This window comes from Siphonobacter sp. BAB-5385, from assembly GCF_002261125.1.
Taxonomy (GTDB): domain Bacteria; phylum Bacteroidota; class Bacteroidia; order Cytophagales; family Spirosomataceae; genus Siphonobacter.
Map to the genome: position 1 here is coordinate 99172 of NZ_NMPS01000150.1, position 12218 is coordinate 111389.

At 50.2% G+C, this 12218-nt stretch carries 10 protein-coding genes; 9 read left to right on the forward strand and 1 reads right to left on the reverse strand.

The genetic code is table 11. From position 1 onward, the window contains the following. Positions 1 to 24: 24 nt before the first annotated feature. From BWI93_RS15095 to BWI93_RS15135, 9 genes are all read left to right on the forward strand, one after another. Positions 25 to 705: a sugar transferase gene (locus tag BWI93_RS15095; RefSeq protein ID WP_094812718.1), complete on the forward strand. Its 681-nt coding sequence runs from the start codon at positions 25 to 27 to the stop codon at positions 703 to 705. Between the two features lie 139 nt (positions 706 to 844). After that, positions 845 to 1765, forward strand: coding sequence for a glycosyltransferase family 2 protein (locus BWI93_RS15100; RefSeq protein ID WP_158242841.1), 921 nt, complete (start codon positions 845 to 847; stop codon positions 1763 to 1765). Positions 1766 to 1793: 28 nt separating this feature from the next. Next, positions 1794 to 3167, forward strand: coding sequence for a flippase (locus tag BWI93_RS15105; protein WP_255157893.1), 1374 nt, complete (start codon positions 1794 to 1796; stop codon positions 3165 to 3167). Positions 3168 to 3182: 15 nt separating this feature from the next. Then, the gene (locus tag BWI93_RS15110; RefSeq protein WP_094812722.1) at positions 3183 to 4340 is read left to right on the forward strand and encodes a glycosyltransferase family 4 protein; all 1158 of its coding nucleotides are present in this window, start codon (positions 3183 to 3185) and stop codon (positions 4338 to 4340) included. A 27-nt stretch (positions 4341 to 4367) separates the two neighbouring features. Beyond that, a complete protein-coding gene (locus BWI93_RS15115; RefSeq protein WP_094812724.1) occupies positions 4368 to 5609 on the forward strand; it encodes an O-antigen ligase family protein in 1242 nt (413 codons plus the stop codon). Then, positions 5606 to 6490 (forward strand): glycosyltransferase family 2 protein, encoded by an 885-nt coding sequence (locus BWI93_RS15120; protein ID WP_094812726.1) that lies wholly within the window; start codon positions 5606 to 5608, stop codon positions 6488 to 6490. Before BWI93_RS15115 ends, BWI93_RS15120 begins: the two co-directional genes overlap by 4 nt. 5 nt (positions 6491 to 6495) lie before the next feature. Beyond that, positions 6496 to 7767, forward strand: a complete 1272-nt coding sequence (locus BWI93_RS15125) for a glycosyltransferase family 4 protein (RefSeq protein WP_094812728.1) — start codon at positions 6496 to 6498, stop codon at positions 7765 to 7767. Between the two features lie 42 nt (positions 7768 to 7809). Further along, the gene (locus BWI93_RS15130) at positions 7810 to 9009 is read left to right on the forward strand and encodes a glycosyltransferase family 4 protein (protein WP_094812730.1); all 1200 of its coding nucleotides are present in this window, start codon (positions 7810 to 7812) and stop codon (positions 9007 to 9009) included. Between the two features lie 47 nt (positions 9010 to 9056). Further along, on the forward strand, positions 9057 to 10622 hold the full coding sequence (locus BWI93_RS15135) for a hypothetical protein (protein WP_094812732.1): 1566 nt from the start codon (positions 9057 to 9059) through the stop codon (positions 10620 to 10622). Positions 10623 to 10694: 72 nt separating this feature from the next. Here the strand turns inward: BWI93_RS15135 and BWI93_RS15140 are convergent, their stop codons facing one another. Continuing rightward, positions 10695 to 12170, reverse strand: a complete 1476-nt coding sequence (locus tag BWI93_RS15140) for a right-handed parallel beta-helix repeat-containing protein (protein ID WP_094812734.1) — start codon at positions 12168 to 12170, stop codon at positions 10695 to 10697. Positions 12171 to 12218: the final 48 nt, after the last annotated feature.

Here is a 12218-nt window from a genome sequence, read left to right on the forward strand (position 1 = left end):
CTTCATCCCATAACCCGCAATACGATGTCACTCACGATAAATAAGAAGGTGGTCCCGATACCGATCACGAATCAGACGCTCTTTACGCCTACGCATGCCCAACCCAATCCGACTCAGTTTTTCAAAAAACGGGTTTTTGATTTGGCCATTGCTAGCTCCGTAACGATTCTGGTGCTGGTCTGGCTGGTTCCGATTATCAGTCTTCTCATCAAGCTGACTTCTCCGGGCCCGATCCTCTTTGTTCAGCTGCGTACCGGACGGAATGGCAAACCTTTTCGTTGCTTTAAGTTCCGGACGATGCGGTACGAACAAAATGCGGATTTCAAACAGGCTACCCGCAACGACTCCCGCATTACTCCCCTGGGCCGTTACCTGCGGAAAACCAACCTGGACGAAATGCCCCAGATTTTCAATGTCCTGCTTGGCGATATGAGTATTGTGGGTCCACGCCCCCACCCCATCGCTCTGGATGCCCAGTACTGGCACTCGATGCCTGGTTACAAGGAACGTTACACGGTTCTTCCCGGCATTACTGGCCTGGCCCAGTCCCGGGGAGCCCGCGGTGAAACCGAGCATCTGAGTAAAATGAAACAACGCGTTCGTTACGACCACCTGTACATTCATCGACAGTCCGCTCGCCTGGACGCTACCATTTGCTGGTGGACCATCAAAGCCGCCGCTACGGGTAATAAAAATGCCTTTTAACTGAATACCTGATTAAATCGCTACTTCAGCCTGCCTGCTGTTGTTTTAGCCTTATTTTATCTGAATCGTTTTTTGTGTATCAGTACGTTATCCCCCTTGTCGCTATCAACTCTATTGAATGGATAACCTGGTATTTCCAATGAAAAAAGTAGCTGCCGTTGTTGTTACCTACAACCGGCTCGAAGACCTCAAAGTTTGTATTACCAGTTTGCAGCAGCAGACCTTCCCGGTACAGACCATTTTTGTAATTAACAATGGGAGTACCGATGGAACGGCCGATTGGCTGGCAACCCAATCCGATCTGCTGGTTACTACGCAGGCGAACTGCGGCGGAGCTGGTGGCTTTGCAACGGGGATCGACACCGCCTATCAGGCCGGGTACGAGTGGATCTGGTGTATGGACGATGATTGTGTGGCTACGCCAGAGGCTCTACAGGCTCTGATGGAATCGCCGAATATTGGGCCCTGTATCAAAAATTGTATGTCGGTCAGTAATAAGGATCATTCCGAACTGGCCTTTTACGTCGATCGGCCCAACAAAAGTTATCGCAAAGTGGTTGATATGACCCAGGTGGACATGGTGTACGGTGTCGCTTCGTTTTTCAACGGCACGCTTATTCACCGGCAGGTAATCAAACACATTGGTCTACCCGACCGTAAGCTGTTTATCTGGGGTGATGAAGTCGAGTACATGACCCGGGCCATCAAAATGGGTTTTTCAGTAGTGACGGTTACCAACTCCGTTTTCTACCATCCCCCGTCCTTTGACCGGAATGGAATTCCCTGGCCCGGAGCCTGGAAACAGTACTACGCCGTACGAAATCAGCGACGCATTTTTCAGAATATGCACGGGAATAAGTACGGTATTATGGTTTTTCTGCAATGGTCGTTACGGGAAACTTTCGTCCAGCTTCGTTCCAAGCGAAAACACCGGATGTATGATTTTCTGATTTACAGTGAAGCTGCTCTCGACAGCATTTTTAACAATTTCAGAAAGTACCCTGATGGTATAAAAACGGTACGACTGTACCGCTTCCTTAATAAAAAAAGTACCGCTTAGCGAGGCCCCAATTAACCCGCCATTACCTATGATCGAAGAAAAAGTACTGGATGAACCCGTAAAAGAAAAGCCCCCGGTTGCCCTGTCCAAGTCGACCATGAAGCGTTTTGCCATCAATGTGGCTTCTCTCTTCAGTGTCAACGTGGCGAATATGTTGCTGCCGTTGCTTACGGTGCCTTACGTCGTTCGTATCATTGGACCCGAACGTCTGGGATTGCTCAATTTCTCCCAGGCGTATGTGGCGTACTTTACTTTATTGATCAATTATGGTTTTGATACGGCAGCGGTACGGGCCATTGCCGCCGATCGCCACAACAAATCGCTGGTCAACCAGATTTTTAGTGAAGTCATGACCGGCAAGGCCCTGCTCTGGGTACTTTCGACGATTATCTTTGGGGCCATTACGTATTTTGTGGAGGAGTTTCGGGCTCAGTGGTGGCTGCACGTTTGTACATACATCAGTTGTCTGGGCATTGTGCTCTTTCCAATCTGGCTGTACCAGGCCATGGAAGATCTGGGAAGGGTGGCTATCTTCAATACCATTGTAAAGGTACTTTTCACGTTTACAGTGTTCATCTTCATCCGTGAACCCAACGATTACATTTATCAGAACCTCTCACTAAGCATCGCCCAGGTACTCATCAGCGTAGCTGCCTTTGTCGTAGCCTTGCGGCGGTTTGATCTGACGTACACCTTCCCATCCTTTGCCCAGTTACTGAAGCGTTTCAAAGACGACAGTACGCTGTTTTTTACCTCGGTAGTGGCTACAATTTACGCAGGTTCCAATACCTTTCTGCTGGGTATTTTCTCAACGGCCTACAGCGTCGGGATTTTTTCGGCGGGTACCCGTATTGCGGGTATTACGCAGTCGTTCGTATCCCTGGCCCTGAGTCAGGCTTTCTTTCCCATCGTAGCCCGGGCTTTTGGTCAGGGTAAGGAAGAAGGACTTAAAGTAGTCCGGACCATCTTTTTCCCGGTCGTGGTATTGATGACGCTGATTACCATCGGACTGTACATCATCGCTCCCCTCTTCATTCACCTGTTTTACGGAGATCAGTTTGAAGAAGCCGTCGTTGTTTTACGTATTGTATCGATTCTACCCATTACCCTGGGTCTGAATAATTTGCTGGGGGTTCATACCATGATCAATCTGCGAATGGATAAAGCCTTTTTCCGTATATCTGCTCTTGCTTCTATTATTAGTTTGGGCTTAAATGCTTTGCTTATCAAGCAGTTAGGTCACATTGGCGTTTCCTACTCCTGGGTTATCACTGAGATTTTTGTCATCATGGCCTTTTACGTCCACCTGCGTTCGCAGGGAATTCAGGTCGTGAAGCTGGCCTACCTCCGGGAAGCGTTGGCTTTCAGTAAAGAACGTATTCAGAGTTTTCGGCAACGCTAACGAAATCATCCAGCCATGAACGTATTAATTGCTACTTTCTTAGTTCCTACCTCGCCTTCGGGCGTGGTGACCTACTGCCGGACGCTGGCGAAGGACCTGACCCGCGAAGGCGTGCAGGTTACGCAGGTGGATGCCTCGCATACGCCTACCGTCTGGAAGAAAGTGCTCGGCGTGCTCAAACGCATCATGCGTCCGCTGGGGGGAGCCTCCTCGGTAGTGTACGATGAGTTCGCTTACTTCACCGGTTTGTACCTGGCAACCCGTAAACTCCGCCATGCGGGCATCGACCTTATTCATGCTCAGGATGTACGCTCGGGCGTTGCCGCTTACCTGGCCCTGGGCCGCCGGACCCCGATTATGCTGACCTGTCATTTCAATGATGATCCGGTCAAGGAACTGGTACTGGCCTATGATCTGAAACCCTGGTTTACCCGCAAGCTGACGGCCTGGTACCAATACCTGTTCTCGTACGTAAAGAATTACGTATTCGTTTCCAACTACGCTTATACCCAGTCGCGGCACCTGTTGCCCGAAGACATTAGTAAACGCGTACTGCCGAATACGGTACAACTTGAAGGACTGTCCGTTTCCCGGACTCCCTCCCCTACCCTAACCATTACGAATGTAGGTCATATCGACGAACGGAAAAATCAGAAACTGCTGATTGAAATTGGTCACGAACTACGCTCGCGTAACCTTTCCAATTTCAACATCTGGCTGATTGGAGATGGCCCCAAACGCAGGGAATATGAGCAGCTCGCTGAAACGCTGGGCCTGAAAGAACAGGTAAAGTTTTACGGACGGCACGCCGCTCCCTGGCAGCTCGTTGCTCAGAGTGACCTGTACATTCACACGGCCCTGAACGATAACTGTCCGTATTCCATCATCGAGGCATTTGCCGTGCAGACGCCCGTACTGGCTCTGCCCGTCGGTGGGATTCCGGAAATGTTACCCGAATCAAACGGACCGTTGCGGGGTACCGACGCCCGGAGTCTGGCCAATGAAATTGCTCCGTATTTCGAAGCCGACAGACGGGCGAGTCTGGCCGAAGCTCAGGCCGTTCACGCTGATTACAAATTCAATCACCGCAAGTCGGTCAGTGAGTTGATTAACTTTTACCGGCAAACGGCTCAGGAGCCGTCGCTGGTTACGGCACAAGCCATTCCCGTTTAATAGGTCGAACCGCCCACAAGCCTTTCTATGGTCTGGATTTATCGCATTCTTTTATTCATACTCCTGTTTGGGGTCAGTGCTCTCAGCCACGGGGGCAATACGCTGAGCCCCTTTCTGGATAAGCTTACCAACGTGGTAGCCCTGATCGGCATACCCGCCCTGGTGCTTTGTTATTTACACTACCCTGCTTTTTTTAAAGTGATGGCCTGGCCGATGCTGCTGGGGGTGGTCCTGCTCGTCCTGGAATCGAAGTACCTCTACGGTACCTGGATGTATTCGTACTTCGTCATCAAGCGGTTCTTTTACAGTGGCCTGGCGATGGTTACGTATTACGTGGCTACGCAGGCCCGACCGTTTAAACTCAAGTATGCCAACTGGCTGATTTTTAGTTTTTACCTGATCAATCAGATTTTTCTCGGACAGATTTTTTCGTATAGTCTGACCTCTGAAAGCCGTACGGTTACCGCTCCCGAATCCCTGTATCTGACCATTCCTTTCCTGTATTACATGATTATGTACTTACGGGAACACCGGCTCTCCGACTTCTTCAAATCCATACTGACCTTCGCACTTATCGTTTTTCTGCTGCACCGCTCAGTCATCTCGGCGGCGGGTGCGGCGGCGTTTCTACTCGTGGTATTCGGCTTGTTTGGAAAAATCACTGAACAGGCTCTGCCCCTCGGCAAAACCCTGGGTACGTTTCTGGTGATGCTTTGTTTACTGGCTCCGGCGGTTACGCTACTGCCCGAAGCTAAAACGCAGGCTTTTCTTGAAAACGTCGGTGGAATTCTGGACCCCAAGGAAGACGAAACCGGCAGCTGGCGACTCGAACAGTCGGAATTTTACATCAGCAAGATTCCCGAACGCCTCATGCTGGGCTGGCGGTACGAAGGATATGACCGGGGCGAGATCATGGAAAACGAAGATTTCCCCGAAAAAGGCACCATCATTCACTCGCAGTACATCGACATGCTCTACAACTACGGAGCGGTGGGACTTTTCCTGAATATGTTATTGATTGTGGGTACGCTAGTGATCATGTACCGACGCAACGAAGTTTTCACAACCGAACAATCCACGTTGTTTGGCTTTCTCATCAGTGGACTGTTTTTCAGTATTTCGTACCAGTTGCCCGTATACTTCTGGGGCTTTGTGGGACTGGCCATGTACTATGGGCTATTCCCGAACGAATCGGAGGATTTTGAACAGCCTTCCGAACCTGAGCTTGTCATTCTTACCGAAGAAACTATTAATTCCCAACCGTTATGATCAGCGTTGTCATCCCCGTCCATAATCGTAAAGCGTTCACCGAACAGTGCCTGGCCTGTCTGTCAGATCAAACGTACCGAAATTTTCAGGCCATCGTCGTGGATGACGGTTCCTCGGATGGTACGGCGGAAATGATCCGTCAGAAATTTCCCGACACCGTTATCCTGACCGGAGACGGAAGTTTGTGGTGGACGGAAGCAACCAACTGGGGCATTCGGTATGCCCTCCAACATCAGGATCGCAATGAGGCGAATTTTGTATTGACGCTCAACGACGATACCAAAATGGAACCGGATTACCTGCAATCGCTCCTGGATGCGTATGCCCGGTTTCAGCCCTGCCTTATTGGTTCAGTCAGTGTCAATAGCGACGAACCGAATAAACTTGAATTCTGCGGTACCGTTTGTGAACTGTACCTGGCGGGTGGCCGTCACATGGCCGAGGATTACAACTTTGATTATCAGGAACTCGTCAAACGTACCGATCACGTCGTATCGGATTCGCTGCCCGGACGCGGCACGCTGATTCCGATGGAGGTGTTCGAAAAAATCGGTCTGTTCGATTCCAGGAAATACATTCATTACATGTCCGATATTGATTTTTCGGTTCGGGCGAAAAAAGCCGGGTATCCGCTGATCGTCGATGTGAAAAGCGTGGTACAGGAATTCGTGAGTGCCAGTGGTATTCAGGTCGAGCGGATGATTACGACCAAGCAGTTCATCGAGAGCTTCACGTCCATCAAATCACCGACGAATCTGAAGGTTCGCTACAACTTCGCCATTGACCATTCCAAGACCAAACTCGTTTATTTCTGTTTCGACGTAGGACGCATTTGTGCCGGATTTTTCCTGCGTAAAATGCGATTGATGAAACCCTTATAAGCTGTATGAAAAAGATACTTTTATCGACTTACGCCTGTATTCCCAACATGGGTTCCGAGCAGGGCAATGGCTGGAATTACGCCATTCACCTGAGTAACAGTGGCCTGGAAGTACACTGCCTGACGCTGGTGGATGGGAAAGATCGGATTGACCCCATTCTGGCGGGTGGGTTCTACCCCAATCTGACCGTTCACTACGTACGGGTACCGGCGTGGGTCGATAAATTTTGCTGGAAAGGACTCATTGGTATGTACTTCCATTACCTCTACTGGCAGTGGGCGGCGTATCAGGTGGGCAGGAAACTCGACCAGCAACATAACTTCGATTTAATTCATCATGCCACGTACGGCAGTTTGCAACTGGGAAGCTTCCTGTATAAACTGGGTAAGCCTTTCATCTTTGGACCCGCTGGTGGCGGCCAGCGGGCTCCCAAAGCCCTTAAACGCTACTTTGGCTCGCACTGGACTCGTGAATGGATGCGGGATATTGTCGGCAAAGTATTGGAATACACGAATCCAGCCTATTTCCGAATGCTGAAAAAAGCGGATTTAGTAATTGTAACGAACAATGATACCTATGATCTGGTACGGCGATTGCGGCCAACCCAGCCCATTGAGCGTATCTGGGATGTGGGCATGGCTCTGGATTTTCTTCCCCGCGAAGTCACCGTACATCCGCCAAAGGCAACCCTCGAACTGCTCTGGACGGGTCGGATGCTGCCCCGCAAGGCGTTGGAACTGACCATTCAGGCCCTGAGTAAAGTCGATCCCAAGCTTTCCGTACGACTCACGATTGTGGGAGGGCAAGGTGAAATGGTCGAGCATATTCCCGGCTACATCCAAACCTACAGCGTCGAAAACCGCGTCAACTGGGTGGGGCAGGTTTCGTATGATCAGATGAAACAGTACTACATCGATTCGGACGTTCTGTTTTTTACCAGTTTACGGGATTCCTGTCCGCACCAGCTGGTAGAAGCCATGTCGTACTGTATGCCAATTCTGACGCTGGACTTACACGGTCAGGGCGAATTAGTGAATGGCAGTAACGGCATCAAGGTTCCGGTTACGAACGAAACCGAAGTGGTAGCCGCTTTGGCCCGGGGCGTGGAATGGATGGCGGCTCATCCCGAAGAACGCCGTCAGATGGGTCTGGCCGGTTATGAAATCGCCAAGGGACTTATCTGGGATCATAAAATCCGGCGTTTCGTGGATGACCTGTACCCGGCCCTTATGAAACCCTCGGCTTCCCGTACGTCGGCAGAGGTTTCTACCCCCTAATCCGTACGCCGAAGGCATTTCAACCCCTATTGATCCGAAACCATGCATATTGCTATCCTAGGCTTCATCGCTACCCGGGATTTACTTCCGGCCTCCGCTATTCAACCCTCCTATCCCAAGGGCCGGGAGGGGGCTCCGCTCATCACCAATTTAATCAAGGCGTACCTCAGCATGGGCCATCGGGTTCTGGCGATTACCCACGACGATACGCTGAGTGCCGACGAACCGTCTTTTATCCTCGAACAAGGACTGCTTACCTACGTGGTTGTGCCCTGCCGGCAACGGATTTTTCGACCCAATGGCAAACGGATCGGCCGTAATCTGGATTTCTACCGGTTCGAACGGCGACGGATGCGGGAAATTCTGGATCGCTTTCAGCCGGAAGCGGTGCATGCCCACTGGACCTACGAATTTGCGATGGCGGCTCTGTCGTATACCCCCAACGCCATCATTACGGTGCACGACAACGCCCAGGTTATTTTCAATTACGTTCGTACCCTCAACCGTTTTTTCCTGCTCCTGATGGCCCGGCAGGTATTCCGCAAGGGCCGCTGGTTCACGGCGGTATCCCCTTACATGGCCGACACGGTAAGTCCCTGGGCTTCGCAGAAAGTCATGGTGGTACCTAACCCGGTCACCCTACCTGACCGCCTGGGCGAACCAGCCCCGGTTACAAAACCTATCATCAGTGTGGTGGTGAATGGCTGGGACGACCGCAAGAATAATATCAAGGCCCTGCTGGCCTTCAAAGCATTGCTCCAGCAACACCCGACTGCTGAATTATGGGCAATGGGTACGGCCTTCGAGCCGGGCAAAGAAGCAGAAGCATTTTGTCGGGAAAACAACATTTCCAATGTCGTTTTCATGGGTACAACCAAGTACTCAACGGTGCTGGAGAATATCTCCCGGAGTACCTTCGTACTGCATAGTTCGCTGGAAGAGTCGTTCGGCATGGTACTCGTGGAAGCCATGAGTTACGGTATTCCGGTCGTAGCGGGGAAGGATAGCGGAGCTGTTCCCTGGGTGGTACAGGACGGCGGACTGCTGGTAGACGTTACTAAAGCCGAAGCCATGACCGATGCGATGCACCAGTTGCTGACAGATGCCGCTTTGTACGAACGCCTGTCTAAACAGGGACTGAACATGGTACGGGCCCGGTTTCCCCTGGAAACAGTGGCTCAGCAATACCTTGACATTTACCAGAGCTACGGCTTGCAGGAGTCCATCCCGGTGCTGGCTTAAGCAGGCTGCATACGACCTACTGGCCCTTCCCACCAAACCGCGTATTCATGAATCGTATATCTACTCAAACTCTGTCCCTCAGTCTCGGGATCTTCCTGATCTTCTCGCTGAGCCTGATCGTTTCTTTATTCTTTAAAGATCACTGGTTATGGATGGATGAAGTGCTGAGTTATCTCCTCGTGTCAGATCCCTCGCTGGCCCACGCCAATGATGCTCTGGTAAGCGGCATGGACGCCAATCCCCCGCTATTTGTGAATGTGTACTGGATGCTGGGACACGCTATTTCCCTGGATTTCCAGTTCCTGCGAATGGTCTCCATCGTCTTCTTTGCTCTGACGTTAGCCTTGTTTTTCTGGTACACCACAACCTTAATGGGCACGCCACTTTCCAACTTCGTGCTGATTACCCTGATTGCGGCTTTCACGTACCTGAATTTAACCTTAGCAACACAGGTGCGATCCTACGCCCTGTTTTTACTGATCAGTCTGCCGTACTTTATAGTACTCCATCGCCTGATTGCTGAACCTCGCCATCGGCTCTACCTGGGTCTGTTCGTACTGCTAGGGCTGGGGCTGAGTCTAACACATAATTTTGGTCTGTTCTATTTGGCGGCTTCGGGAAGTTTCTTCTTTCTGCTCTGGCTCTGGTCGAAACGACAATCAGTATATCTCTGGCCGATGGGGGCTCATGTACTCACCCTATTGCTGTGGGCTGCGGGCTGGTTCACTCGTTTTCAGATTCAGACCGAAGCCGGTAAGCCTCACTCCTGGATTCCGCTTCCTACCTGGCAAAGCTTCTTTACTACCGTTGGTGAATTGAGCCCTACGCTTTCGTACTCGCTGGAGCAACGAAGCTGGTTGGCCTTCCTGCCCTACCTCCGTTTTTTTGGGGTGGCTTTTCTTTTCGTTTTCATCCTGCGTAAAAAACTCAGGGATGGCTACGCGGCCTTTCGTACGGATGCAGCTTTCCAATTCTATCTTCTGTCGGGATTTATCTATTTCAGTACCATTCTGATTTCGCTTGCGGTTAGTCTGGTGCATACGTCGGTTTTCATCAGCCGGTATTTATGGCCTAACCATCTGTTAGTTATGTTTCAACTGATGTACGCCTTTTACCAGTTCTACACCCCTCCCCGGCTATCGGGCTGGTACCGGCTCGCACCCGTGTATGCTCTGATAATCGGAGCTTTCGTGTTCTATCAGAATCGCAAAGTCGTCCATTTTCCAAAAGGCATTCTATCGTACCTGCCGCAAATGAATCCCCGGTATCCGGTCTTTGTAGAAACGGCGGATTACTTTTTGCCCATCTGGTTTCACAAGTTTCCGCAACAGGTGCATTACCTGATTCACTGGCCCACGGCTGCCGTACCGACCAATATCCTCAGTGCTACCGTCGAACATAAGATTCTCAAATCCGTTCGGGAAAAATATCAGGTTCCAGGGTTGATTCTGGCCAAAGATTTCACCAAAGCGAATTTCCCTCATTTCTACGTAGTCGATGAATCCAGTCACTACCAGATGGAAAAATTCATCAATGCCCAACAGATTAAAGTGGTTCGTCAGCTGCCCATAGACATTGATGGGCATCGCCTGCTGGAATGTACCTTCAATTAAAAAGGGCACCTGGCGGGGTGCCCTTTTTTAATTGAATCCCTAACCCAGGGCTATCTGGATCCGCGGCTTTGGTTAAAGCGTAATCACGTTTCCGTCTTTGTCGTAGTTATTATAGAACTTAATACTGGCACCGTTTCCGTAGCCAACATACCCACCCGAGCTTTTCACGATTATATTGTTGGTAAAGAGATTGTTCGTTGCTCCGGCTCCATTCACGATAATCACCAGCCAGCTATTTTTTACATTTTCATTGCTGATGTAGTTGTTGATGAAACGCAGGTTACCGACGTAGTTGATCTGGATTACTTTGTTTTCGGTCGTGCTAATGATCTTGTTACCCGTAATCTGAGCATTGTTAGTCGAACCCGTCAGGTCCAGTACGCCCGTCATGTTGATGTAATTATTTTCCATCAGCATATTGAAACCGTTCCGAATCGTCCATTTCCCGGTGCAGGTACCGATGGTACGATTTCCAAACATGTGTGTTCCTTCACCAATCGTGCCGTCGCCATCATTTTCCCAGTTTCCGGCGAACAAATCCGCGAACTTACCTTCGAAACGGTTATTGGACAACGTTGAGTTGTGCAACCATCCAGCGAATTCCACACCGTACGTCGGACAGTCTTTCAGGTAATTGGCATCGACCGTTACGTTGTCGAATGAGCCAGCAATCGAAATACCGAAGCCACAATTCTCAAACCGGTTTCCTGAAACGGTAATGTTCTTACCCAGGTACTTCTGAGGTAATCGCTGGGCCAGGAATTCCACGCCCATGCGTCCGCCGCGGGCGTAGTTATTCCGAACGATGATGTTGTCCGTTGATTTACCCGGCGATACTTTCAGGAAAAACCAGTTCACGTTAGCCGTTTTCGAGGTGTGGATACTCTGGCAGTTTTGTACCAGGAAGTTTTTTATGGTCGGACCATCAATCGTAATGGGACCGTACGAACCTTCCACTTTCGCCGTTGAAGACACTTCCCAGTTGATACCATCAATGGTAATGTTTTCCAGTTGTTGCTCACTCCAGAAGTTCTGGAAGGAAATATATCCGGCTCCGTTGAGTTTAAGGGTCACTTTACCGGGGTTTCCTTTGATCGTTACGTTGCTACGGAGAATCACTTTCGTGACCTGCGAATACGATCCATCCGGAATGGTTACGACGTTATAGGCATTGACGGCCTCCTGCAGTTCTGGACCAATATCCGAATCTGTCGTACTTACTCCAAACCAGGTGGCGTTGGCCGCACCGCTAAACGCCCGCTTGTAACGCAGCCCATTGCTGGTAACCAGCGTAATTCCGGTGTTGTCTTTGCTTTTCTTATCCGTAGTTACGAGTTTAAATAAACCCTGTTTTCCCTGATCGGTCAGGTATATACTATCCGGAGCGACAGTGCTACTGATGGCCCGGATTTCATTCAGACTCATTGATTTCACGTTTGCTGACAGGGTCGTAGGTTTTGGGGCTACGCTGTCGTCTTTCTGGCACTGCGTAAAGAGCATAGCTACGCCCAGCAGGCCCATCATTTGGGAGACAAATGAATACTTCATGAGGTGTATTAGTTTAGAATAAGTAGGTAGATTCGTTTAGCAAAGGGC